At 44.4% G+C, this 26,243-nt stretch carries 25 protein-coding genes; all 25 read left to right on the top strand.

The genetic code is table 11. The features are described 5' to 3' along the window. The first annotated feature begins 8 nt into the window (after positions 1 to 8). The 25 genes from H9L42_RS05360 to dltD all read left to right on the top strand — a co-directional run bounded on the left by H9L42_RS05360 (position 9) and on the right by dltD (position 26,189). Positions 9 to 1,142 (top strand): restriction endonuclease subunit S, encoded by a 1,134-nt coding sequence (locus H9L42_RS05360; protein WP_187302354.1) that lies wholly within the window; start codon positions 9 to 11, stop codon positions 1,140 to 1,142. 16 nt (positions 1,143 to 1,158) lie between these two features. Further along, entirely contained in the window at positions 1,159 to 1,623 is a 465-nt protein-coding gene (locus H9L42_RS05355) for a DUF3990 domain-containing protein (protein WP_187302353.1), read from the top strand. After that, complete coding sequence (locus H9L42_RS05350) at positions 1,620 to 2,084, top strand: hypothetical protein (RefSeq protein ID WP_187302352.1); 465 nt, start codon at positions 1,620 to 1,622, stop codon at positions 2,082 to 2,084. Before H9L42_RS05355 ends, H9L42_RS05350 begins: the two co-directional genes overlap by 4 nt. A 34-nt stretch (positions 2,085 to 2,118) precedes the next feature. After that, complete coding sequence (locus H9L42_RS05345; RefSeq protein ID WP_187302351.1) at positions 2,119 to 2,412, top strand: nucleotidyltransferase family protein; 294 nt, start codon at positions 2,119 to 2,121, stop codon at positions 2,410 to 2,412. Beyond that, the gene (locus tag H9L42_RS05340; RefSeq protein WP_187302350.1) at positions 2,399 to 2,788 is read left to right on the top strand and encodes an HI0074 family nucleotidyltransferase substrate-binding subunit; all 390 of its coding nucleotides are present in this window, start codon (positions 2,399 to 2,401) and stop codon (positions 2,786 to 2,788) included. The genes H9L42_RS05345 and H9L42_RS05340 overlap by 14 nt, the downstream gene beginning before the upstream one ends. A 70-nt stretch (positions 2,789 to 2,858) precedes the next feature. Next, entirely contained in the window at positions 2,859 to 3,827 is a 969-nt protein-coding gene (gene xerA, locus H9L42_RS05335) for a site-specific tyrosine recombinase/integron integrase (RefSeq protein ID WP_187302349.1), read from the top strand. Positions 3,828 to 3,876: 49 nt separating this feature from the next. Next, positions 3,877 to 4,434: a hypothetical protein gene (locus H9L42_RS05330; protein ID WP_187302348.1), complete on the top strand. Its 558-nt coding sequence runs from the start codon at positions 3,877 to 3,879 to the stop codon at positions 4,432 to 4,434. A gap of 61 nt (positions 4,435 to 4,495) precedes the next feature. Further along, on the top strand, positions 4,496 to 5,527 hold the full coding sequence (locus tag H9L42_RS05325; protein WP_187302347.1) for a restriction endonuclease subunit S: 1,032 nt from the start codon (positions 4,496 to 4,498) through the stop codon (positions 5,525 to 5,527). 184 nt (positions 5,528 to 5,711) lie between these two features. Then, on the top strand, positions 5,712 to 6,152 hold the full coding sequence (locus tag H9L42_RS05320; RefSeq protein ID WP_187302346.1) for a DUF4869 domain-containing protein: 441 nt from the start codon (positions 5,712 to 5,714) through the stop codon (positions 6,150 to 6,152). A 10-nt stretch (positions 6,153 to 6,162) separates the two neighbouring features. Further along, positions 6,163 to 7,161, top strand: coding sequence for a translation initiation factor 2 (locus tag H9L42_RS05315; RefSeq protein ID WP_187302345.1), 999 nt, complete (start codon positions 6,163 to 6,165; stop codon positions 7,159 to 7,161). Then, positions 7,148 to 10,438 carry a DEAD/DEAH box helicase family protein gene (locus H9L42_RS05310; RefSeq protein WP_187302344.1) on the top strand — a complete coding sequence of 1,097 codons (3,291 nt, stop codon included), beginning with the start codon at positions 7,148 to 7,150 and terminating at the stop codon, positions 10,436 to 10,438. The genes H9L42_RS05315 and H9L42_RS05310 overlap by 14 nt, the downstream gene beginning before the upstream one ends. A gap of 13 nt (positions 10,439 to 10,451) precedes the next feature. Further along, positions 10,452 to 10,844, top strand: a complete 393-nt coding sequence (gene mutT / locus H9L42_RS05305) for an 8-oxo-dGTP diphosphatase MutT (protein WP_187302343.1) — start codon at positions 10,452 to 10,454, stop codon at positions 10,842 to 10,844. Between the two features lie 361 nt (positions 10,845 to 11,205). Next, positions 11,206 to 11,643 (top strand): HD domain-containing protein, encoded by a 438-nt coding sequence (locus H9L42_RS05300; protein ID WP_187302342.1) that lies wholly within the window; start codon positions 11,206 to 11,208, stop codon positions 11,641 to 11,643. 27 nt (positions 11,644 to 11,670) lie between these two features. Beyond that, positions 11,671 to 12,879 (top strand): RtcB family protein, encoded by a 1,209-nt coding sequence (locus tag H9L42_RS05295; protein ID WP_187302341.1) that lies wholly within the window; start codon positions 11,671 to 11,673, stop codon positions 12,877 to 12,879. A gap of 154 nt (positions 12,880 to 13,033) precedes the next feature. Next, positions 13,034 to 13,969 (top strand): alpha/beta fold hydrolase, encoded by a 936-nt coding sequence (locus tag H9L42_RS05290; protein ID WP_187302340.1) that lies wholly within the window; start codon positions 13,034 to 13,036, stop codon positions 13,967 to 13,969. A gap of 43 nt (positions 13,970 to 14,012) precedes the next feature. Continuing rightward, positions 14,013 to 14,234, top strand: coding sequence for a YdbC family protein (locus tag H9L42_RS05285; protein WP_187302339.1), 222 nt, complete (start codon positions 14,013 to 14,015; stop codon positions 14,232 to 14,234). A gap of 10 nt (positions 14,235 to 14,244) precedes the next feature. After that, complete coding sequence (locus H9L42_RS05280) at positions 14,245 to 15,381, top strand: exonuclease SbcCD subunit D (protein WP_187302338.1); 1,137 nt, start codon at positions 14,245 to 14,247, stop codon at positions 15,379 to 15,381. Then, on the top strand, positions 15,382 to 18,141 hold the full coding sequence (locus tag H9L42_RS05275) for an SbcC/MukB-like Walker B domain-containing protein (protein ID WP_187302337.1): 2,760 nt from the start codon (positions 15,382 to 15,384) through the stop codon (positions 18,139 to 18,141). Between the two features lie 137 nt (positions 18,142 to 18,278). After that, positions 18,279 to 19,208 carry a cysteine synthase A gene (gene cysK, locus H9L42_RS05270; RefSeq protein ID WP_187302336.1) on the top strand — a complete coding sequence of 310 codons (930 nt, stop codon included), beginning with the start codon at positions 18,279 to 18,281 and terminating at the stop codon, positions 19,206 to 19,208. Between the two features lies 1 nt (position 19,209). Continuing rightward, positions 19,210 to 20,283, top strand: coding sequence for an A/G-specific adenine glycosylase (gene mutY / locus H9L42_RS05265; protein WP_187302335.1), 1,074 nt, complete (start codon positions 19,210 to 19,212; stop codon positions 20,281 to 20,283). Positions 20,284 to 20,372: 89 nt separating this feature from the next. Next, entirely contained in the window at positions 20,373 to 21,827 is a 1,455-nt protein-coding gene (locus H9L42_RS05260) for a polysaccharide deacetylase family protein (protein ID WP_187302334.1), read from the top strand. 242 nt (positions 21,828 to 22,069) lie between these two features. Continuing rightward, complete coding sequence (gene dltA / locus H9L42_RS05255) at positions 22,070 to 23,590, top strand: D-alanine--poly(phosphoribitol) ligase subunit DltA (protein WP_187302333.1); 1,521 nt, start codon at positions 22,070 to 22,072, stop codon at positions 23,588 to 23,590. Continuing rightward, positions 23,590 to 24,747, top strand: a complete 1,158-nt coding sequence (dltB, locus tag H9L42_RS05250) for a D-alanyl-lipoteichoic acid biosynthesis protein DltB (protein WP_187302332.1) — start codon at positions 23,590 to 23,592, stop codon at positions 24,745 to 24,747. The genes dltA and dltB overlap by 1 nt, the downstream gene beginning before the upstream one ends. Before the next feature lie 28 nt (positions 24,748 to 24,775). Continuing rightward, complete coding sequence (dltC, locus tag H9L42_RS05245) at positions 24,776 to 25,006, top strand: D-alanine--poly(phosphoribitol) ligase subunit DltC (RefSeq protein ID WP_187302331.1); 231 nt, start codon at positions 24,776 to 24,778, stop codon at positions 25,004 to 25,006. Positions 25,007 to 25,010: 4 nt separating this feature from the next. After that, positions 25,011 to 26,189: a D-alanyl-lipoteichoic acid biosynthesis protein DltD gene (gene dltD / locus H9L42_RS05240; RefSeq protein WP_187302330.1), complete on the top strand. Its 1,179-nt coding sequence runs from the start codon at positions 25,011 to 25,013 to the stop codon at positions 26,187 to 26,189. Positions 26,190 to 26,243 lie beyond the last annotated feature (54 nt).

Raw genomic sequence — 26,243 nt, 5'->3', positions numbered from 1 at the left:
ATGAATAGATGCAAACGATGTTATTAGAAGACTGTTGTGAAATATTGGATTCGATGCGAATACCAATAACAGCAGCGAATAGACAAGAAGGCCCATATCCATACTATGGTGCGAATGGAATACAGGATTATGTCGCAGAATATATCTTTGATGACGAACTTGTTCTTTTAGCAGAAGATGGTGGAAATTTTGGTTCGAAAACAAGGCCCATTGCATATAGAGTTTCTGGAAAGTGCTGGGTAAATAATCATGCCCACGTTTTAAAGCCGAAGACTGGGTTAGATGTAGATTTTTTATGCTATTCATTGATGTTCTACAACACTGATGGCTTAGTAAATGGTGCTACACGTCAAAAGCTAACCCAGGCAACAATGCGAAAAATGCAAATACCTGATTTGCCGTTAAAAGAACAGAAAGAAATTGTCAATCAGCTAAATACAATTGTTGCTATCAAAGATATGCGAAATCGGGAGTTACAAAGGTTAGACGAACTAATCAAAGCCCGATTTGTGGAGATGTTTGGGGACCCAATGACGAATCCACATAATTTACCAAGAGTGACTTTGGGATCAGTTTTGACAATCGAGCCGCAGAATGGACTTTATAAGCCTCAGTCAGATTATGTATCAGATAAAACGGGCGTACCTATTCTTCGAATAGATAGTTTTTATGATGGCAAGGTGGTGAATTTTTCATCGTTAAAACGGCTAATTTGTTCAGAAATAGAGCTGAAGCGATACTCACTATATGAAAATGATATTGTTATCAATCGAGTCAATAGCATTGAATATCTCGGTAAGTGCGGTTTGGTTCAAGGTTTAATAGAAAATACAGTTTTTGAGTCAAATATGATGAGATTGCACGTAGACGAACATAAATTGCATCCAGTTTACATTACGAAATTGCTTTGCTCTCAATTCATTTATCAGCAAATTTTAAAACGAGCAAAAAAGGCGGTCAATCAAGCTAGTATCAACCAAAAAGATGTACAATCTTTGGTAGTTTATATGCCACCGATAGAACAGCAGGAACGATTTGCCGCCTTTGTTGCCCAGACCGACAAATCAAAAGTTGCCATACAGAAATCACTAGACGAAACGCAACTTCTATTTGACAGCCTGATGCAGGAATATTTTGGTTAGAAAAGGGGGGAGTTTAATGGCAAAAATGACGGTATACCATGGCAGTTACATGCCGGTTGAACATCCACAAATTCGTATTGGGAGAAATACAAAGGATTTTGGGACGGGGTTCTATTGTACAGTAATTAAAGAACAGGCTCAAAGATGGGCAAGACGCTATGATACCAAAATTGTATCTATCTATGAAGTGCGATTAAATTCCGCTTTGAAGATAAAAGAGTTTAAAGATATGACGGATGAGTGGCTGGATTTTATCGTTGCATGCAGGAGTGGAAAGAGTCATGATTATGACATCGTAATTGGAGCAATGGCCAATGATCAGATTTATAATTATATCTCTGATTATGTAGATGGGGCTATTACCAGAGAACAGTTTTGGATATTGGCCAAATTCAAATATCCCACACATCAAATTAACTTCTGTACCAAAGAATCGTTGAAATGCCTTGAATATAGAGGATTTGAGGAGGTTCAGGAATGAAAGAAAACAATGGAAGAGAAAATCCAAAAGAGAACGATTTGTTTTTTACATGCAGCCTGATTGATTATATTGCCAGGAAAACGAAAAACAAAAGGGTTGATGTTGTGAATCAATTAGGGAAAAAACGGATTGAAAAAATTTATGATCTGGCAGATATTTACCACAGCGATAATATCGAACGTGTCAGTGATGATTTTATCAGTGAAGCAGGAATTGAACCGGGAAACTTTGATAATGTAAAAGAATGTGTCTATACGATCCCTTCGCACTGGGACATCGGGAAAGTATATAAAAGGCTGATAAAAGGTGTGGCAGAGGTTGAAAAGAAAGGGACGATAGAGGCTTTGTGGAATGTCTACCATTCCTTCATCAGCAGGAAAATTGACGACTATAACAGCAGTATGTATTATGAGAACCCATCCTATCTGCTTGAATGCTATTTGGAAAATAAGGTGATTTAAGAACACTTAGTAACGAAGGACAGAGGAAACCTCTATGATGGATAACGGAATAAAGGAAGAAGTCATCAAAGAAATTTGCAATATTGCAAAAAGGCATGATGTCAAGAAGGTTGTTTTGTTTGGTTCCAGAGCGCGAGGTGATTATCATCGAACCAGCGATATTGATCTGGCAGTGACTGGCGGTGAATTTGACCGTTTTGCCCTGGATGTAGAAGAAGAAACCTCAACGCTTCTTGAATATGATATTGTAAGCTTGGATCGTAAGATGCAGCCGGAGCTGAAAGACTCCATAGAAAAGGAAGGTCGAGTTCTTTATGAAAAAGTATGAAAATTTCTGTGCAGCCTTAGCAAATATGGAAGAAATTTATCATTACCAGGAGCCCTATGACAATGTTGTGTTAACAGGCTTGGTAGGGTTGTATGAGATTTGTTTTGAACAGGCGTGGAAAGTTATGAAAGAAATTCTGACGCAGCACGGATATGAGCAAAGCGCAACCGGTTCGCCCAAAACAATTCTCAAAACAGCGTATAAAGCGGGAATGATCAAAGATGAGACTCTGTGGATTCGAGCATTGCAGGCAAGAAACAACGTTGTACATTCCTACAACAGGGAAATTGCGTTGGAAATTGTAAAGCAGGTAAAAGCAGATTTTTATGATATGTTTTGTGTTTTGAAAAAAGAACTTGAAAGATCGTGGTTGTAAGTAAATGCAGAAAGAAAGGACAGGTATCAGGAAAATTTGATATACTTTTCTAAAAAAGAGGTATATCAACATGGAAAAGAAAATTTACAGTGTCCTGAACGAGATGTCTGATTATCTTAATGCAGCACAATTAAAGAAATTGCAACAGGTGATGGTAACATACTTTGCAGAAAACAATTTGGAGATGGAGTTTGTAAGCAATGAAGAATATCTGCAAATGTTTTTAGAAGCAAAGAAAGTGGAAGGGTGTTCCGAACGGACCCTAATTTATTACAAAGCGACCGTTAGTCATCTGTTGAAGAATACGAATGTAGGTATTCGAAAGATTTCAACAGAGGAAATAAGAAAATATCTGTCAGATTATCAGAAACTCAATAAATGCAGCAAAGTAACAATTGATAATATCAGGCGAAATATTTCCAGTTTTTTCTCTTGGTTGGAGGAAGAGGACTACATTTTAAAAAGTCCAATGCGGCGCATTCATAAGATAAAGACGAAAACTCCTGTTAAAGAAATCATTTCTGATGAGAGTATCGAACGGCTGAGAGATGGATGCAAAGAACCGAGAGATCTGGCCATTATTGATTTGCTGTATTCAACCGGCATACGAGTAGGTGAATTGGTGAATTTAAACAGAGATGATATTGATTTTGAGGAACGCGAATGTGTAGTTTTTGGGAAAGGCGAAAAGGAGAGGCGTGTTTATTTCGATGCAAAGGCAAAGCTGCACATTAAAAATTATTTAGAAAGCAGAATTGATAACAATCCGGCATTGTTTGTAACTTTAGACTATCCATATAATCGGTTAAAAATAAGTGGTGTTGAAATAAGACTCCGCCAGCTTGGAAGGAAATTGGATATTGAGAGAATTCATCCACACAAGTTCCGCCGGACAATGGCAACAAGAGCGATTGATAAGGGAATGCCAATTGAACAAGTACAAAAAATATTGGGACATTCACAAATTGATACAACGATGCAGTATGCAATTGTGAATCAGAATAATGTGAAAAGTGCACATCGAAAATATATTACATAAATTGTTTCGTGGGTAGATGTGAAATTGAGATTTGTAGGGGAACAAGAATTTGAGAAGGGAAGTTTTTACGAAAAAAGAAGAACACAGGGATATTCCAATCATCAAACATATATTATTTTCAGGGAAACAGAATATCCCGTGGAAAGATGTCGAACAATATTTAAAGAGATACATAGGGAACTCTGTTATTGTTAAAGAATATCAGGATAGCATAGAAATTGGAAGCGATTTTCCAGATGAATATTCTGCCTCAAATTATACGAAATCCCTGCGAGGCGCGACTGCGAAAGCAAAAGCAAATGCGGCGCAAATAATAGAGGAAATTATCTCAACCGCGACCAACAAAAGATGGAGTGAAAACAAAAAAGAAAAACATAAGCAAGATGCCCGAAAAGGGTGGTATAGATATGATGCTTCCTTTGGGATCGTTGTGCAGGGGAGCAATGAGGGCAATGCCAGATTGAATCAATATCATCATGCTACACTTGTAATAAGAAACGGTCCAACAGGTTTATTTTTATACGATATGATAAATATAAAAAAGAAGCGAGTAAGCCGCTTAAGTCAAATTGACTATACGGTAGAAAACCGCTTCCTTAGTCATTAGAATATCATAACACTACAGAAAAAACAAGTGAATTCATATAAAAACAATTATGAGGAATAGAATGAGAGTGAAACTTGGGGAAGTCTGCGAAAAAAAGACATCCAGATATGCGCAGAAAGATTTAGTTGAAGTAGATGGAATCTATCCAGTTTATGGTGCAAGTGGGTTAATAAAATACATAGACAGATATGATCAGGAAAATGAATATGTTGCAGTTGTAAAGGATGGGGCAGGTGTCGGGAGGACAATGTTGTTACCTGCACAGTCGTCGGTAATAGGGACACTGCAATATATATTGCCTAAAACGGGAGTCTGCTCTAAATATTTGTATTATGCAATTAAGAATATGCACTTAGAAAAATACTATACAGGAGCAACAGTTCCGCATATCTATTTTAAAGATTACCAAAACGAAGAATTTAATCTTCCAGATGAGAATCATCAAAGGGAGGTGATCTGTGTTTTGGATATATTAGAAAATTTGATTAGTTGTAAGGCGGAACAAATTCAAAGATTAGACGAACTAATTAAAGCCCGATTTATCGAGATGTTTGGCGTGTATCCAGACAATCCGATGGGATGGGAAATCTGTACCATAAGAGACATCGTTAAAGATGTTCGCTATGGTTCCAGTCGTCCGGCTGTTGATGGTGGCAGATACCCATATCTCCGCATGAACAATATCACTTATGGTGGTGAATTGGATTTGTCCGATACTAAACGCATTGACATCCCAGATAATGAGTTGGATAAATGTGCTGTCCGTCGTGGCGATGTGCTTTTCAATCGTACAAACAGCAAAGAACTTGTTGGAAAGACATGCGTGTATGATCGGGACGAAATGATGGTACTAGCTGGATTTGTTATTAGAGTGCGCGTTACCGAGCGCGTTTTGCCGGAATTCCTTTCCGCATTCTTAAATACGGATTTTTCTAAACAAATGCTGCTTGGCATGTGTAAAACTGCCATCGGACAAGCCAATATCAACGCGCAGGAAATGCAAAATATTAGTCTCTACCTCCCTCCGATTGAGTTGCAACAGCAGTTCGTTCAGTTCAAGGAACAAGTCGACAAATCAAAAGTTATGCATTAAATAGCAACAAAAACAGAGATACAACGAATGCTATGAATGTAGTCTGCCTGAGTCAAAGCTCATTGATCATATGGAACTTTTAGGTGAATTTGGATATTAAGCGATTGGAAGCAGCTAATTGATGAAAGCTCGTTAAGCGTGTAAGAATATGATATAATAAAGGCATTGAGGAAGGAGGTACCCTATGTTGCGTGTATATTTAGGAAACATGGAACAGGCAATATATCATCCACCCACCTATTTTGACAACCAGTATGAAGATGAGTGGATTACAGATAATTTGTCTGTAGAAATGATAAAGGATGTAGATAAGTCAGAGGTTATCAGCTCGCATTTAATTGACAGTCCCATTCTTGGCCCAATTTCCGTAAAAGATATATCAGGGGGAGTGAAAACTCTGATTTTGATGGCATTTGATTCATCCGACAAAGTATTTAACGCATCTGTCTGTGGGGATAACTGCGCAAAGTGGATTTTGCGAATTGCAAAAAACAGAGATCTGACAATAAACCTGAGACATATTATGGATTTCGGAAAAGACGAATTTGAATTGGAAATACTTAATACAGGGGATACTGTCCGTAATATGGATCAATTTGTTCGGGTTGCAGGAGAATATGTATAGGTGATACATCATGAAAGGAAAATATGAAATCGTTGTAAAAAACAATCGGCTTCATTACGAATTTGAAATCAAAAGGAATATTACAATCCTGCGCGGGGACAGTGCGACAGGAAAAACAACATTGATTAATATGCTGCGGCAGGCAGAAAACTTAGGAAGCTCCAGTGGTATTGATGTGATCAGTAACGCTCCTTGCAGGATATTGGAAGGGCCAAATTGGGAACTGATTCTCGAACATACCGAAGGAACCATATTCTTTATAGATGAAGAAAATGCGTTTGTTTCATCAAAAAAATTCGCTGATAGAATCAAAAATTCGGATAATTATTATGTCCTGATTACCAGAGAAAACTTATATACGCTGCCTTACAGCGTAGATGAGATTTATGGGTTGCATTGCTCTGGAAAATATCATAATACCAAAAAAATGTATCAGCAGATGTACCAGATATATTCTAATCACCAGAGACTTCCTGTGGTGCCAGAAGTACTCATAACAGAGGATTCCAATTCTGGATTTAAATTTTTTAAAGCAGTAGCAACTGAAAAGGGAATATCCTGTGAAAGCGCTGAAGGAAAATCGAATATTTTTCACATACTAGAAAAGATCGGAAAAGAAAAAGTATGTGTAATAGCTGATGGAGCAGCCATCGGTCCGGAAATGGATCGCCTTTATAAGTATGCCTCTAATCGGGAGAATATTTATTTATTTTTCCCCGAATCGTTTGAGTGGCTTATACTAAGTTCAGGTTTGATTCAGGGAAAGGACATTCACGCTGTTTTGGAACATCCTGAAGATTATATTGAAAGCAGAGACTATTTCAGTTGGGAGAGATATTTCTCAAAACTTCTTATAGAAAAAACCAAAGATTCTTATCTGCAATACAGTAAAACAAAATTAAATGAAGTATATCTGCATGAAAAAAACAGGGACCTGATATTAAAAAACTTACAGGGAATTAAACTGGAAAACACACGAACAAAGGAATCCAACAATGACGAATTTTGACTTTCTAAAAAAAGATCCACAATTCAATCCATTTTCCGATGCGGCCATTACAGCCGAGAAGATCATAAGCATTGATACAAGTGCATGTGTGGTAAACTGCCGCAGAGCGATGGAGTTTGCAGTAAAGTGGATGTACTCGGTAGACGATTCTCTTACCATGCCTTACCAGGACAACCTGGTTACCCTGATGAACAGCGAGGATTTTCGCCAAATAGTAGGCTTTGATATTTGGAAGAGACTTGATCTGATCCGAAAAACAGGAAACCGGGCGGCACATACAAATAAAAAGATTTCCTATGCCCAGGCAGAACTCTGTCTGAACAATTTACATATCTTCCTTGATTTTGTAGCGTATTGTTACGGAGAAGATTATGAGGAAACGCAATTTAATCCGCAGCTTCTGAAGGAAAAGGGTTACGAAGAACGCAAAAATCCTGAAATTTTAGAAGTAGATCTCCAAAAGCTGATTGCTGAAAATAAGGCGCTAAAGGAAAAGCTTACTAAAAAACGAGAAGAAAAACAGCAGACCTATGTCCCAAAGCCACTGGAGCAGACAGAATACAGCACGAGAAAATTATACATCGACACTATGCTCCAGGATGCCGGATGGACAGAAGGAAAAGACTGGCTTAATGAAGTAAAGCTGAAAGGAATGCCCAATCAGTCGGAAACCGGATTCGCCGACTATGTTCTTTATGATGACGCACATGTTCCGCTGGCGGTCCTGGAAGCAAAAAAAACCTGCATAGATGTTGCAAAAGGAAGGCAGCAGGCAAAACTATACGCGGATCTTGTGGAAGAAGAATACGGAAGAAGGCCGATTATTTTTCTGTCTAATGGATTTGAGACACGGATCATTGATAATCAATATCCGGAAAGAAAAGTCGCTTCCGTTTATTCAAAACGGGATCTGGAAAAGCTTTTCAATCTCCGGAGGGCAAAGACAAGTCTGAAATATCTGCAAGTTAAAAAGGATATTGCAGGACGATATTACCAGGAAGCGGCAATTCGGGCTGTGTGTGACAGTTTTGATCAAAAAAACAGAAGGAAGGCATTGCTTGTGATGGCGACAGGTTCCGGGAAAACCAGAACTGTCATTGCACTTTGTGATGTACTTCTTACTGCAGGCTGGATCAAAAATATACTGTTTCTGGCGGACCGTACTTCTTTAGTAGTCCAGGCGAAACGGAGCTTTACAAATTTGCTTCCGGATTTATCGGTAACAAATCTGTGTGAGGATAAAGAAAATTACAATGCTCATTGCGTATTTTCTACCTACCAGACTATGGAGCGGTGTATTGACACGATTCAGGACGAGGAAGGAAAGCTGTTTACTTGTGGTCATTTTGATCTGATTATCTGCGACGAAGCTCATCGTTCGATTTATAACAAATACAAGGATATTTTCTCTTACTTTGACGCACCGTTAGTCGGGCTTACTGCCACACCCAAAGATGAAATTGATAAAAATACTTACGAGATTTTTGAATTAGAAAATAAAGTGCCGACCTATGGGTACGATCTGGCACAGGCAGTAAAAGATGGATATTTAGTTGATTATCAGTCTGTCGAATCAAAACTGAAATTCATTGAACAGGGGATTGTGTATGATGATTTGTCCGATGAAGATAAAGAACAATACGAAGATACTTTTGAAATGGAAAACGGTGAAGTTCCGGAAAAGATTGAGTCGTCAGCGTTGAATACCTGGGTGTTTAATGAAGATACGATCAAACATGTACTTCATATCCTTATGACAGATGGATTAAAAATTGATTATGGAGAAAAACTTGGAAAAACTATTATCTTTGCAAAAAATCATAATCATGCAGAGCAGATTTTAAAAATCTTTCATAAGGAATATCCCCATCTACCCGACTATGCTCAGGTGATCGACAACTATATGACTTATGCCCAGAGTGCCATTGATGAATTCTCCAATCCGAAAAAAATGCCACAGATTGCAATCTCGGTGGACATGCTGGATACTGGTATTGATATTCCTGAGATTTTGAATCTGGTTTTCTTTAAAAAAGTTATGAGCAAAGCAAAGTTCTGGCAGATGATCGGAAGGGGAACAAGACTCTGTCCGGGCTTGATCGATGGGCAGGATAAAGAAAAGTTTTATATATTCGATTTTTGCGGGAACTTTGAGTTTTTCCGTATGAATAAAGGAAAAGCAACGGCCAATCGACTGGCTCTGCAAGGTGCGATTTTCAACTTGAAATTTCAGATTGCATATCAACTGCAGGACATTGAGTACCAGACGGAAGATTTGAAAACATTTCGTGTGGAACTGGTTGATGAAATGGCAACCAAAGTCAGACAACTTAATCGTGAAAACTTTGCTGTCCGGCAGCATCTGAAATATGTGGATAAATATGCAGAGCCTGCAAATTATGATATTTTAACCTATGAAGACACGTTAATGGTAAAAGAGGAGATTTCTCCATACCTTTTGCCAGATAAGGATGAAATCAACGCAGTTCGTTTTGATGCCTTGCTGTATGGAATTGAACTGGCTTATCTTACTGGAAAGAAATACACAAAGGCCAGGACGGACCTGAAGAAACGTGTCAGCGCAGTTGCAGGTATTGCCAATATACCGGAAATCCAGGCGAAAGCTGAACTGATTACCACTATTTTAGATACAGACTATTTAGAAGAAGCGGGAATTAATGAATTTGAGCATATTCGGGAAGAACTTCGAAATTTGATGAAATACATCCCAAAAGGAAGAGAGTCCTATATCACGAACTTTGACGACGATATTCTGTCAATCGAGTGGAAGGATGCGGAACTTGACAATGACGAACTGAAAAATTATAAAGTCAAGGCTGAGTTTTATGTAAGACAACACCCGGATCATATCGCCATCGCAAAGCTGAAAACAAATCAGCCTTTGACTGAACTTGATGTAACAAATCTGGAAGAAATCCTGTGGAGCGAGGTGGGAACGAAGACAGAGTATGAAGCAGAATATGGAAACAAGCCCCTTGGTGAATTTGTCCGTGAAATCGTCGGTCTTGATATGAACGCTGCAAAAGAAGCCTTTTCCGAATTTTTGGATGGAAGCGTCCTTGACAGCAGGCAGATCTATTTTGTGAACCAAATTGTAGAGTATATTGTTCACAATGGTATTTTAAAGGATTTGTCTGTCTTGCAGGAACCGCCCTTTACGGATAAAGGAAGTGTTGTAGAGCTGTTTACCGATCTGAACCTATGGAATGGAATTCGAAAAGTGATCGATGGGATCAATGCAAATGCGATTGCATAGAACGGAGGAACCCATGAAAACCATTCAAGTCGTGGCAGCAATCATCACAGATAGAGAACGAATTTTTGCGACCCAGAGAGGATACGGAGCCTTCAAAGGCGGCTGGGAATTTCCCGGCGGAAAGCTGGAAGCGGGAGAAAGTCCGGAAGAAGCTCTGCGCCGGGAAATCAGAGAAGAACTGGAACTGGAAATTGAAATCGGCTCTCTGGCGGACACAGTGGAATACGACTATCCCGACTTTCACCTGTCTATGGACTGCTTTTTCTGCAGGATTAAATCCGGCACGCCGCTTTTAAAGGAACACGAAGCGGCCAGATGGTTGACCAGAGAAAACTTAGACAGCGTAAACTGGCTGCCTGCGGATCAGGATCTGATCAAAAAGCTGAAGAATACCGACTGGAAGTAAAAAAGCCATGAATCCCCAAAAGCAGCGCGTGTACAAATAAGCGGGAAAAAACGTTCTGTACACATCGACACCTATCGCTGTCTCAGGAATTCGTCTGTCAGATGGTCGAAATTTGTCGGTTACAGTCGAATCGCTGCTGTTTATGCATTTTTATCTATAATTATTTTATTTTCCGCAAACCGATCCAGCAGACCCAACTAGAAACGTGTACAGATAATCGATTCATTCGAGAACTGTACACACTTTCGTTGTTTCAAAGGAATTTTCTACTCTTCGGCTGTGTATATACATCCACCCGGGTAAAACCCATCAGAACGGATAAAATAAAAACATTAAAATCACAATTTTCAGGAGGAAATGTATGGTTTACACACCCCTTACAATCAAAGCGATGAAACTGGCCTATGCCGCCCACCACGGACAGACGGACAAAAGCGGAGTGCCGTACATTTTCCATCCGTATCATGTGGCGGAACAAATGGCCGATGAATTTACAACCTGCGTTGCCCTGCTTCATGATGTCGTGGAAGATACAGGTCTTACCTTTAAAGAGCTGGAAGAACAATTCCCAAAAGAAGTTCTGGATGCCCTGCGGCTTCTGACCCATGAGAGGGAAACCGATTATTTCGAATATGTCCGGGCGATAAAGGAAAACCCCATAGCGAAAGCTGTCAAACTGGCGGACATTGCTCACAATTCCGATGAGCCCCGGCTGACCGGCTGCAGAGACGCAACCGAGGAACAAATTACCCACTGGAGAGAAAAATACGCGAAAGCAAAGAGAATTTTAGAGGAATAAAGTTTTTAACCTCAGGAGAGTGACTACATGATTCGAATCGCAGGAAACCATAACACCGCAGTCTGCTACTGCGCGGAGCTGGAAAAAGCGGCGGCAGGGCAGATCCGCGCCGTATGCGACCAGGAAGCGTTCGCAGGCAGCAAAATCCGCGTCATGCCCGATGTTCATGCCGGTCTCGGCTGCACCATCGGCACTACCATGACCATAACCGACAAAGTCGTGCCGGGAATGGTAGGGGTTGACATCGGCTGCGGTATGGAAACCGCGCGTATTGCGGAAGCAGAACTGGATTTTAACCGGCTGGATCGTCTGATAAGAAATGAAATTCCATCGGGAAGGGAAATCAGAAAGACGGAGCACGAACTGGCTTCCCGCATTCCGCTTGCCGATCTGACCTGCGCCCGTCACGTCAACCTGGAGAGAGCGCGGCGGAGCATCGGAACTCTCGGCGGAGGTAATCATTTTATTGAAGTTGACAAAGATGAAAAGGGAGCGCTGTACCTGGTCGTCCATTCCGGAAGCCGGCACATCGGAAATGAAGTGGCCCGCTACTACCAGGAAGAAGGGTTCCGGGCGCTTTGCGGAAACGCCAGATTCCAGATTGACGAGACGATAAAGGGCATGAAGGAGCAGGGGCGCAGTAAAGAAATCAATAAAAAACTCAAGCAGCTGAGAAAGCAGCGCGCGCAGATGACGCCGGTACCCAAAGATCTGGCTTATGTAGAAGGCAGACTGTTCGATGAATATATCCACGACATGAGAATCATTCAGCATTTTGCCGCCATGAACCGGAAAGCCATGATGGACGTCCTCGTCAGAGGTATGGGGCTTTCCGTCACAGAATCCTTTACGACGATTCACAATTATATTGACACCGAGGCCATGATACTGCGGAAAGGCGCGATTTCAGCAAAGAAGGGAGAAAAGGTTCTGATTCCCATTAATATGCGGGATGGAAGCCTGATCTGCATCGGGAAAGGAAACGAAGAGTGGAACTTTTCCGCGCCTCACGGAGCAGGGCGGATTATGAGCAGAAAAACGGCGGCAGACTCTCTTTCCCTGGAGCAGTACAAGAAAGAAATGGAAGGGATTTTCACAACCTGCGTGAACAGGCATACCCTCGATGAGGCGCCTATGGCCTACAAAAGCATGGACGAAATCGCGGGTCAGATCGAACCGACGGTGGCGATCATCAGCCGGATCCGTCCTCTATATAATTATAAGGCTTCGGAGTAGAAGGGTGGGCAGGACGTCCCACCCGTTCGTTTCCACTCCGTAAGGAATTGTGAAACATTTGAATCCCGAAGGCTCCCATGATAAAATAAGGACAGTTCCGTGTAAAACCGCGCGAAAAAACCATCTAAAACAAAAGGCAAAGGAGGGCAGACTTATGCTGCATGAAGTAACATTCCAATCGTTTAACCAAAGAGACACCGTCTATGGATGGATCTACGTTCCCGCCGCAAAGCCGAAAGGCATTGTCCAGCTGGTCCACGGGTTCGGGGAACATTCCAGGCGGTACTTTCATATGATTGTCAAATATCTGGAAGCAGGATACATCGTCGCGGCTGACGATCACGTAGGCCACGGCAAAACCGCCCTGGAAAACAACACCTGGGGCGACTGGGGCGAAGCCGGTCCCCATACCATGACAGAAGATGAACACAGGCTGAAAGAACTGGTCTGTGAAAAATATCCGAAGCTTCCGTATTTCATGTTCGGCCACAGCATGGGTTCTATGATTGCCAGAGACTTTATCGCCAGATACGGCAATGAGCTGTCGGGAGTCATTATCTGCGGCACACCGGGAATTTTCCCCATCGGAGATGACGTCGTCGCGGAGCTGGATCGTCTAATCGCCGACGGAAAAGGGGCGGAATCTGATCCCATGCTTACCGCGAAGCTGATGGGCTGGATGTGCGAGCGGTGCGGAGAAATTAAACTGGGGAACGAATGGATCTGCGACGACCCGTACGTGCAAAAAGATCACGCCGAAGACCCCTTTGACGCCTTTACGAAACCTACCGCAAACCGCGCGCTCCGGGATTTTATCGATATGTTCCGACAGATAAACGGAAAAGAATGGGCGGAAAAGGTGCCGGCCACCCTTCCTGTCTACAACATCGCGGGAGATCAGGACCCTGTGGGGATGTATGGGCAAGGCGTTTACCAGGTATCCAACTGGCTGGCGGAAACCGGACACGATGTGAGGACAAAACTTTATCCGGGATACCGCCACGAAATTCATAATTACGCGGATCTGAAAGAGGAAGTCTGCGCAGGCGTTATCGAATTCCTGGACGGGACGATCCGCAAATACCTTTAAAGGCATGACACAATAACAGAAACACAAAAGGAGAACTTGCATCATGGCAGACATAAAATATGAAATTACAGAAGAACTGGGCGTTCTTTCCGAAAAATCCAGCGGCTGGACCAAGGAACTGAACCGGATTTCCTGGAACGGCGGCGCGGCGAAATTCGACATCCGCGACTGGGCGCCGGAACACGAAAAAATGGGAAAAGGCGTCACCCTTACAGAAGAGGAAGCAAAACAGCTTTACAAGCGGCTGGGCGAATATTTCGGATAGGAGGAGATCTATGAAGCTGATCCATCTTTCGGATCTGCACATCGGGAAACGAGTGAACGAATTTTCCATGATCGAAGATCAGAAATACATTTTAAATCAGATTCTGGAGATCATCCGCAAGGAAGAACCGGACGCAGTGCTGATTGCCGGAGATATTTATGACAAATCCGTCCCTTCCGCCGAAGCAGTGGAAGTGTTTGACGACTTTCTTGTCAGCCTGGCAGAAGCGGAGCTCCCGGTTTTTCTGATCAGCGGCAACCACGACTCGGCGGAGCGCCTGTCCTTTGGCGGAAGAATTCTGGAAAAAAGCCGGATTCACGTTTCGCCGGTCTATCATGGGGAAACCGCGCCGGTTACTTTGCGGGATTCCTGGGGACCGGTCCGCGTTTTTATGCTGCCCTTTGTAAAGCCGTCCCAGGTACGGGCGTTTTTTCCGGATCGGGAGATTGAGACCTATACCGACGCTGTGGCAGCTGCCGTTGAATCTATGGACGTGGACGAAAAGGAACGGAACGTACTGATTACCCATCAGTTTGTCACCGGATCGGTCCGCTGTGAATCCGAGGAGCTTTCTGTCGGCGGAACGGACAATGTGGACGCGGGAGTCTTTGAGGCCTTTGATTATGTGGCGCTGGGACACCTTCACGGCCCCCAGTCCGCGGGGAAAGAGACGGTCCGCTATTGCGGAAGCCCGCTGAAATATTCCTTCTCCGAAGTCAGGCATCAGAAGTCTGTAACAGTCCTTGAGCTGCGGGAAAAGGGGCAGGTAACGGTGAAAACCAGACCCCTGACCCCGCGAAGAGATCTGGAGGAAATCCGCGGAAACTATATGGAAGTGACAGACCGTTCCTTCTACGAAACTCTTGATACCGATCGGTACTTTCATATCATTCTGACCGACGAAGAGGATATCCCTGACGCGGTTGGAAAGCTTCGGTCCATTTACCCCAATCTCATGCGCCTTTCCTACGACAACCGGCGCACCAGGGGAGACAGAGCCCCAGGCGAACTGCGGCCTGCCGGACAGAAGAAATCACCGCTGGATCTATTTTCCGATTTGTACCGGATGCAGAACAACCGGGAACTCAGTCCGCGGCAGGCGGAGTTTATGAAAACACTGATTGAAGAAATCTGGGAGGAAGGGTAAATGAGACCGATTAAACTGATAATTTCCGCCTTCGGCCCTTATGCCGGGGAAACGGTTCTGGACATGGAAAAGCTGGGGAAAAGCGGGTTGTACCTGATTACCGGCGATACGGGAGCGGGAAAGACCACAATCTTCGACGCCATCACCTACGCCCTGTACGGACAGGCCAGCGGAACGACCAGAGACGCCGGCATGTTCCGCAGCAAGTACGCCAGGCCGGAAACGCCGACTTTTGTGGAACTCACCTTCCTTTACGGAGGCCGCGTCTATACGGTCCGGAGAAATCCCGATTATGAACGCCCCGCCAAAAGGGGCGGCGGACTTGTCCACCAGAAAGCGGAGTCCCAGCTTACCTGGCCGGATGGAAAAGTTCTGACCAAAACCAGAGAAGTAACCGCGGCAGTCGAAGAAATTCTGGGAATCGACCGTTCCCAGTTCCGCCAGATCGCCATGATCGCCCAGGGGGATTTTCTGCGGCTGCTTCTTGCCTCCACAGAAGAACGGAAAGAAATTTTCCGCCGGATTTTCCGTACACAGAAATTTGAACTCCTGCAGAATCGGTTGAAAGAGGAGTACAGCCTGCTGGAACACAGCCGGCAGGAGAAAGAGCGCGGTATCCGGCAGTCCATCCGTGAAATTCGGATGCCGAAGGAACGGGAAGAAGGTCTGCCGGAGGATTCCGCGGAGCTTTCCGGGCCGGAAGCGATGGAACTTTTAGAATCTCTGATCGCGGAAGATCAGAACCGCTGTGAGGAAACCGAAAAACAAGCCGAAACAGCAGCAGAGGCGGAAGCGGAAATAAACCGTCTTCTGGGAAAAGCGGAATCAGAGGAAAAAGCCCGCGGGCAGCTTGAAAAACAAAGGGAGGCTTTGTCACAAGAAAAAGCTTCCCTTCAAAAAAAGAAAGAAGATCTGGCACGTGAAAAGGAGCGAATCCCCGAGTGGGAGGCGCTGGGCGCGCAAATCGCGGATATAAGAAGCAAGATGTCCCGTTACGGCGAACTGGAAGAACAGAAGGAAAAGAAACAGAGAAATGAGCAGGCAATCACGGAAACCGAAGAAAAGCGAAGCCGCTTTGAAGCATCCATCCATAGTCTGCAGGAAGCCCTTGAAAAGGGACGGGAAGAGCAAAGAGCCATCGGCAATCCTCAGGCGGAAGGCCAGCAGGCGGAAAACGAGCTTCATAGGAGCCGGGATCGCCTGAAACGTCTGAAAGCCGCTCTCGAAAAACAAGGGGAGTGGAATACCCTGAAGGCAAAACTTGAGAAAGCCCAAAGTGAATACGAACGGGCCGCGGAAAAAGAAGACCGCCTTCATAACCATTACTACAAGAAAAACAGGAGCTTCCTGGACGGGCAGGCGGGGATTCTGGCAAAGGAGCTTACAGCCGGAGAACCTTGTCCGGTCTGCGGTTCCAGAGAGCATCCGCATCCGGCGCGGCTGACGGAAGAAATTCCCGAAAAATCCCAGGTGGAAACCGCGAGAAAAGAATGGGAAAAGGCCCGTCAGCAGGCGGAAAAGGCGAGCGGCAAAGCTATGGAGCTGCGAGGAAAAACGCAGGCCCGGGAGACGGAGCTTGCGGAACTTGGAAAGGAGCTTCTTGGAGCCTGCGGTACGGAGGAGCTTCCTCAAAGGCTTGGGCAGCGGATTCAGGACGAGGAGCAAACCCTTCAAAGCTGGAGAAAAAAAGCGGAGGAAATCGCGGAGCGGACCGCCCGCAAACAAACGCTGGAAGAAGAACTGCCGCGGCAGGAAGCGCTTCTGACAAAGGAGAGGGAAGAACTTGCGGAGCTGGAAAAAGCTGCCGCGGCGTTAAAGGAAAGTGTCCGGCACCAGGAAGAAACCATACAGAGACTTTCCGAATCTCTTGAGTTTTCCGGCGTCCGTCAGGCAGAGAAAGCCCTTCAGGAGCTGGAATCGCAGAAAAATCTCATGAGCCGCGGACGGGAAGCGGCAGAAAACGCTTATCACGAAAGCCAGGAGCGGGTAAGGGCGCTGGAGGGAAAGGTGGAAGCTCTGGAGAAACAGCTGGAACACGAAGAAACAGAGGGCATTCATCAAATTCGGGAGCGGAAGATCCGCCTGCAGCAGGAAAAAGAGCGGTTTTCCCGGGAAATAGGGGAGATCCGCCTGCGTCTTGACCGCAATCAGGAGACCCTTACCCGTCTGCGGGAAGAAACGGAAAGCCTTCAAAAAACCGAGGAAACCTGGAAATGGGTCAAATCCCTTTCCGACACCGCGGGCGGGACCATTTCGGGAAAAGAAAAGATCATGCTGGAGACTTATGTGCAGACGGCGTTTTTTGATCGAATCTTAGAATGCGCCAACACCCGCCTCATGGTCATGACCGGAGGGCAGTATGAACTGAAACGCCGCGCTGCCGCGGAAAATTACCGCAGCCAGAGCGGACTGGAGATGGATGTGATCGATCATTACAACGGGAGCCTGCGCAGCGTCAAAACCCTATCCGGAGGCGAAGCCTTCAAAGCTTCCCTGTCCCTGGCCCTGGGCCTTTCCGATGAAATCCAGTCCAGCGCCGGAGGCGTAAAGCTGGACACCATGTTCGTGGATGAAGGCTTTGGATCTCTGGACGAAGAGTCCCTGCAGCAGGCAGTCCGGGCCCTGAGCGAACTGTCCCGGGGGGACCGTCTGGTAGGCATCATCTCCCATGTGTCGGAGCTGAAAGAAAAAATCGACCGCCAGATTATTGTGCGAAAGGATCGGGAAAAGGGCAGCCGGGTGATATTGCGGACAGACTGAGAGAGCCTGCGTAAGCTTAAAAGGGAGTTCCGTACACTCGCCTCTTCCTGAAAATTTAAAATCGCCTCTACCAAAAACGGCAGAAAAGTGATATGATAAAAGGTATGAAATTATTATAAAAGAAAGAAGACGATAATATGATATATAATAACGTATTAGAAGCCATCGGTCATACGCCGATGATCCGTCTGAACCGCATGAACGATCCGGACAGCGCCGAGGTTCTCGTGAAATTTGAGGGTCTGAACGTAGGAGGATCCATAAAGACAAGAACGGCCTACAACATGCTGCGTGAGGCGGAAAAACAGGGGCTGGTTAACAAAGACTCCATCATTGTGGAACCGACCAGCGGCAACCAAGGCATTGGCCTTGCGCTGATCGGCGCGGTAAAGGGATACCGGACGATCATCATCATGCCGGACTCGGTCAGTGAAGAACGAAGGAAACTGGTGCGACATTACGGAGCGGAAGTGATCCTGATTCACGATGAGGGAAATATCGGCGACTGTATTGACGAATGCCTGAGAACCGCCCTGCGGATGGCGGAAGAAGATCCCAAGGTTTTCGTACCTCAGCAGTTTGAAAACGAAAATAACCCCATGGCGCACCGTCATCATACGGCGCTGGAAATCATGGAGCAGGTGGAAGGGGATATCCACGGCTTCTGTTCCGGAATCGGAACCGGAGGAACCATTACCGGAATCGGAGAAGTTTTAAAAGCCCAGAATCCGGATCTGGAAATCTGGGCAGTGGAACCGGAAAACGCCGCGATCCTGGCGGGAGGGGACATCGGAACCCACCTGCAGATGGGAATCGGAGACGGCGTGATTCCTAAAATCTTAAATAAGGAAATTTATGACCATATTTATATTGTTTCCGATGAAGAAGCCATTGATACCGCCAAAAAACTTGCCAGCATGGAAGGACTTATGTGCGGAATTTCCAGCGGCACCAACGTGGCGGCGGCGCTGCAGCTGGCGAAAAAACTGGGAAAAGGAAAAACAGTGGTAACCGTTCTTCCGGATACGGCGGAACGCTATTTTTCCACGCCGCTGTTTGACGAATAGAATGAACGAAAAGGAACAAAGCCTCGATTTTTTATATAAAACGCTTCCGGAAATTCTGATCCCCTGGTACCTCAAACATGCCAGAGATCTTCCCTGGAGAAAAGACAGAGTGCCTTATCATGTATGGCTCTCTGAAATTATGTTGCAGCAGACCAGAGTGGAAGCGGTAAAAGGGTACTACACACGGTTTCTGAAAGAATTTCCGACTATCGCAGATCTCGCCGAAGCGGATGAAGATCGGCTTCTTAAACTGTGGGAAGGGCTGGGGTACTACAACCGAGCGCGCAACTTGCAGAAAGCGGCAAAAAAGATTATATCGGAAAACAACGGCGTATTTCCCTCCGAATACAGTGAAATACTAACGTTGCCGGGAATCGGCGAGTACACGGCGGGAGCCATTGCCTCCAATTGTTTTGACGAACCGGTGGCAGCTGTAGACGGAAACGTACTGCGGGTGATTTCCCGAATCACCGAAAGCTATGAGGATATTCAGAAGCCCGCTGTAAAAAAACAGGTAAAAGCCCGTCTGGAAGCGGTATATCCCAGGACCAGATGCGGAGACTTTACCCAAAGCCTGATGGAGCTGGGCGCCATTGTCTGCGTTCCTAGCGGTGCTCCCAAATGCGGCGTCTGTCCGATGGAAGATTTATGCGTCGCGCACCGGCATGGAACGGAGCAGAAGCTTCCGGTAAAAAATACAAAAAAAGAACGAAAGCAGGAAGAACGTACGGTTTTTATCCTCCGATGCGGAACGAAAATCGCGGTAAAAAAACGGAAAAAGGAGGGCCTTCTTGCCGGTCTGTGGGAGCTCCCCAATATTTCGGAGAAGAAAACAGCGAAAGAAGCTATGGAGATCCTGTCCGAATGGGGCGTCAGCCCTGTCTCTCTGAAAAGGGAAGCAATTCGCAAACATGTTTTCAGCCATATTCAATGGAATATGACCGGATTTTATGTGGAGTGCGGCCAGGAAGCTCCGGAAATGGAATGGGTCTGCAAAAACGAACTGGGGGCTTCCATCGCGCTTCCCACCGCATTTCGGCAATTTCTGGATGAAGATTTTTTTCAAAATGTTTAAAATTTCTTTAAGAGGGTATTGAAAGGAAAGACCTCTATGTTATAATGGGGAGAATTCAATAAAAGTGTTGCTACAGGGGGGGAAAAGTTTTGACAGTAACGAATGCAGACAGAAGACGCGCCAACCGTGAGGCTCGTCTGAAAAGAAAGAAAAAAATACACAAAGTTCTTACCGGAGTACTGCTTGCTATGTGTGTGGTAACAGCAGTCATTGTGATCGCGGCGCTGTTCTCAGGAGATGCCTACAATGATGAAGACAGCTTTAAGGCTTATGCATCCGAATATTTTAAAGAAGTGGATGAAACAAAAAATGTAGGGCAGCCACAAGAGCTAGTAAAGTTTGGAACGCCTCTTTCAGCGGCTATGGAATACCCGATCACCGGTCAATCCTCTATGGATGGATATATCCAAGGAATCGCGGAAGCTCTAGTCAATCAGTTTGAGACCGATCACAAAGGCGCGGGAAAAGAAGATACAATCGCCATGCTGGTAGATTACGATTCTTATAAAACGCAGCGGGCGGCAATAGGGCTGGTATTTTCTGAGGAACAGAGGAAAGCGGATAAACGTCAGATGACGCCTATTTCCTCCAATATCTACACTTACAATTTCTCAACGGATACTGGAATGCCGCTCACCGCGATTCAAATTTTTAATCCGGACTATAAGGACTTCTGTTCCCAGTATATGACAAAGTATTTTAAAGAAAAATACCCGGACCAGCTGGTAAAAAGGTATCAAAATGCTTTATCTAATGCGGAAGAAAATTTTAACAAATTTGTGCTCACAGAAAAGGGCGTAAAATTCTACTTTGACGCGGGGACGGTTGTAAATAAGGAGGAAGGTCCCATCGCGGTGGAGGTAACGTACCAGGAACTAAAAGGCGTCATCCGTGATCAGATTGAGATACGAGCCATTGATCCATCCCGGCCAATGGTGGCACTCACCTTTGACGACGGACCGTTTCCTAAAACAAGTAACCGTATTTTAGACTGTTTGGAAGAATACGGCGCTGTTGCCACATTCTTTGAACTGGGACAGAATGTAGCGGCCTACCCGGAAGTAGTCAAAAGGGAAGCGGAACTGGGAATGGAGATTGGAAGCCACAGCTGGTCCCATCCGGATTTAAAAAAGCTAAAACCAAAGCAGGTCAGGAAACAAATTGATAAAACTAATAACGCGCTGAAAAAAGCCTGTGGACAGACTGCGTCTGTTTTTCGGCCTCCGTACGGCAATAACAGTAAGGCGGTGGAAAAACATGCGAAAGCGCCGATTGTTCTATGGTCTGTAGATACACTGGACTGGAAGAGCCGAAAAGCGAAAAGTGTTATGAAGGTAGTTAAGGGCGTTAAAAATCTGGATGGCAGGGTAATTCTGATGCACTCCATCTATGATTCTACTGCTAAGGCGGTAGAACAGATGGTGCCATGGCTGCTAAAAGAAGGCTATCAGCTGGTAACCGTCAGTGAGCTTTTACAATATCGGTATAATGAAACGCCCAAAAACGGTAAATTTTATGGATATGATTATTTTTACCTTAAATAATAAACACCTGAAAAAAGATCCCGCGGGATCTTTTTTCTATTTGGTTTAATCTCTTTTTACCCCTGATTTATTTCAAGTTTAATTTCTCTGTTTAATATAATGGTGTAAGAAAGTTGTAAGAAATCCTTAAATGGTTTCTATCTTGACAATTTCATCCCAAGCACGTACACTTGAACAAAGCAAAGAGATCGTGTTCTTTGCGAATGTGTAAAGTGTGAATGTAAAGAAGGGAAGTGAATAACATGAACATCTTAAGACAGTTATCTTTTTATGCCCAAAATCATGGGCAGAATATAGCCGTCCGCTATCAGGACCGCTTTCTTACCTATAAAGAGCTGGATGATTATTCCGGACGTCTCGCAAATTACATCCAGAACCAATGCAAAGACAATAAAGCTCCAGTTGCTGTGTATGGTCATAAAGATATCTATATGATCGTCTGCTTTCTCGCGGCTGTAAAATCAGGAAGGGCTTACTGTCCGCTGGACATTTCCATTCCCGACAGTCGTATTGAAAGTACCATCAAAGCCGCGCAGCCGTCTTTGATCTTCGCTCTGGAAGATACCTCCGCGGATCTCGGCAATGCTGTTTCTCTGGAAGATACCATTTCTATAATTCAGGAATGGGAAGAAGCGATTGATGAGAGCTTCTGGGTAAAGGGAGAAGATATTTTTTACATCATTTTCACATCTGGAAGTACAGGCATGCCAAAAGGCGTTCAGATAACCGCAAACAATCTGAATCATTATCTGGAATGGTCCGTGGGACTTGGAACTCCTGTAAAAGATAAAATAGGGAAAGTATTTTTAAACCAGGCTCCCTTTTCCTTCGATCTGTCAGTTATGGATCTGTATACCTGTCTGGCCTGCAGAGGGACTCTATATCTCCTTGATAAGGAAACACAGATGGACTTTAAAAAACTGATGCCTGCTCTAAAAGAGTCGGACACTGCGATATGGGTTTCGACACCTTCTTTCGCGGACATGTGTCTGGCGGACAAGCTGTTCGACAGCCGACAGATGCCGCACATAGAAGCTTTCCTGTTCTGTGGGGAAACTCTGACCAATTCCACAGCGCTCAAGCTGATGGAACGTTTCCCAAAAGCTGTGATTATGAACACATATGGACCGACAGAATCTACAGTCGCTGTCACAGAGGTGCATGTAACGAAAAAACTGGCAAGCAGGATCTGTCCGCTTCCCTGTGGAAAACCAAAACCGGGAACCTTTCTGGAAATCCGAAAATCGGACGGTTCTAAGGCCTCTCCATGCGAATCCGGAGAAATTATCATCGCCGGCGACACGGTGAGCGCGGGCTATTTTAAGAGGGATGATTTAACGGAAAAAGCGTTTTTTAACCTGGAAAAAGAGGGAAAATCCTATCGGGCTTACCGTACCGGCGACAAAGGTTATTTGGACGATGACGGAAATCTCTATTATGAAGGCCGGATCGATCTACAAATTAAACTGAACGGTTATCGCATTGAATTAGAAGATATCGAAAAAAATCTGCTGCAGCTGAAAGAAATTTCCCACGCGGTAGTAGTGCCGAACAGGAAGGACGGTAAGGTTCGGAGCCTGACAGCCTTTGTTATGGGAGATGCAAAACCTTCCAATCCGACACTTTTTTCGAAATCCATGAAGGAAAAGCTGAGAGAATATCTTCCTTCTTACATGATTCCGAAGAAGATTATATTCCTTAACCAGCTTCCTATGAATCAAAACGGGAAGGTAGATCGAAAACAGCTGGGAGGACTTGTATAATGAGTTTTTTTGGAAGTATTTCCTTTTTCCTGCTGCTAATATTGGTTTTTATTCCAGCCATTGTACTGGGATTTACCGGTAGATCCCTTCAAGGATACCGGACGGCAGTTTCCATACTGATAATCGGCGTTGTCTTCTGGCCGGATAAAATACATCTCGCTTATTTGATTGCATTTTATCTGCTGGAATTTTTCCTGATAAAGCTTTATTTAAAACTACGGCTTTCCCAGGGAGAAAACAGAAATACGGCAATTTACCGAAGTTTTCTTTTTCTTGTTATCCTTCCGCTGATTCTCTGCAAAATTTCAGAGATAGCGGGAGGAGCTTCCTTCAGTCTGTTCCAGTTCCTGGGGATTTCATATCTGACATTCCGGGCGGCACAGATCATTATCGAAATCTACGACGGGATTATCAGGGAAGTGAAGTGGCTTGATTTTACAGACTTTCTTCTCTTGTTTTCTACATTCAGCTGTGGCCCCATTGATCGGAGCAGGAGATATCTGGAGGATGGAAAAAAACGTTATACCAGGGAAGAATATCTGGACCTTCTTGGAAATGGGATTTTAAAATTTTTAATAGGGGTTTTATATAAATTTGTTCTGGCGGCTCTGGTTCACAGGGGAGTCGGATTCTTTCAGGATCCACAGAGCTTTCTGGAATATGTCGGGTACAGCTACTGTTATGGAATCTATCTGTTCTTTGATTTCGCAGGCTACAGCCTGATGGCGATCGGTTCCGGCTATCTCTTCGGGATCCGAGTTCCTGAAAATTTCAAACGGCCTTTCGCCAGCGTTGATATGAAGGATTTCTGGAACCGTTGGCATATGACGTTATCTTTCTGGTTCCGTGATTTCCTATTTTCACGGTTTATGATGCTCGCGATCAAAGGGAAATGGTTTACGTCGCGGCTGACAGGCGCCTCCATCGGCTTTATTCTCAATATGGCTGTTATGGGGGCCTGGCATGGGCTCACAGCAAATTACCTGCTCTACGGTCTTTACCATGGAGTACTCCTGGCTCTGACGGAAATATATCAGAAAAAGTCAGGATTTTATAAAAGAAATAAAAAGAAGATTTGGTATAGGACTCTGTCCTGGTTGGTTACCATTAATCTGATTATGTTCGGTTTTCTCCTGTTTTCGGGAGCGCTGATATAAAAATTTTAAAAGTGAGGTGTATTTAAAAATGGAAGAAAGAGTATTAAATCTACTGGAAGAAATTTGTGAAGACGATATTGTAAGAGAAGATCGGAATCTGAACCTGTTTGAGGAAGATCTGCTGGATTCTCTGGCTTTTACAGAACTTCTCGTCGCTATAGAGGACGAGTTCGGGATTGTGATTTCTCCATCAGAAGTAGAACGCAGCGATGTGGAGACGCCGGCAAAGATCATCGCTCTGATTCAGTCCAGGAGTTAGAACCGTGAAAAGGGTAACTGCGTTTCTGATCGCCTTTATTCTGTTTTCCGGAACGGTGTTGGGGATCCATACGCTGATTGATAAAAAAGCGCATTTTGATCCCCATTCTTTCGGAAGCTGGATCAGCTCCTACAAATTTTTCGCGACAGAAGAAATCAAAGAGAATATGAATGAGAATACCATTCTCACCTTAGGTTCTTCTGAGTTCCGGCATGGAAAAAAGATGGCCAGTCATCCGGCGAATCTGTTTAAAGATAATGCCCTAAATATGATGATGGTTGGAGCCGGGTATTATCAGTCTCTTTTCCATGCTGTAGAGTTGTCTGCTCTGTCAGATGGCGTAAAAAATAAAAAGGTTGTGCTGATTCTGTCTCCTCAGTGGTTTACCAAAGAGGGGGTTCTTGCGCCGGCTTATGCCTCCCGTTTTTCTGACGAGACATTTGTAGCCATGCTTCAGAATAAAAAGCTTTCACAGAAAACAAAGGACTATATGATACAGAGAAGCAAAGCTCTTTTATCTGGTGATCCCCAGACAAAAGAAAGAGTGGAACGCTATGAAAGAGTTTTCCTAAACAAAAATCCCAGTTTTTACGATCGGCAGTATGTCCGTTTTTACCGAGGATTTCTCGCCGAAAAAAGCAAAGTAGGTATCGCGGCCGCGGCTGCTGTAAAAGGCGTGGAACCCTATAATCCGAAAAAAAGGGTACAATCGAAAGAGCCGGATTGGGCTGCTTATAATGCCATTGCCCGCAAAGAGGGACAAAAAGGCTCTAAAGACAATCCATTTTATGTCGCCAATCGCGTTTACAGGAAAAATATTCTTCCAAAACTGGATAAAACAAAAAATTCCTCAAGAAACGCGTCTTACGCAGAGTCTCCGGAATATGACGATCTCCGGTGTTTTCTAAATGTCTGCCGCGAAACGGGAATTCAGCCCATGTTGGTGCTGATGCCAGTCAACGGCTACTGGTACGACCACATCGGATTCCCCAAAACAGAAAGAAATGCTTACTATAAAAATATTCGAAAGCTTGCCGCAGAATATGGAGCGGATCTCGCCGATTTTGCGAAAGACGAATACACTCGTTATTTCTTTTTAGATAAAGTTCATCTTGGATGGAAAGGATGGTTGGATATCAATGAAAGCATTTACCACTTTGCGACAGAAGCTCAGACAAAGTAACGTCTGGAGCTATGGAAAATATGTATTGCTCTTTTATGGGCTGATGATGGCAAT

This window comes from Zhenpiania hominis (assembly GCF_014333425.1).
GTDB lineage: Bacteria > Bacillota > Clostridia > Peptostreptococcales > Anaerovoracaceae > Hominibacterium > Hominibacterium hominis.
The sequence above is the reverse complement of the archived record's forward strand: the minus strand, read 5'-3'. Positions and strand labels throughout refer to the sequence as shown.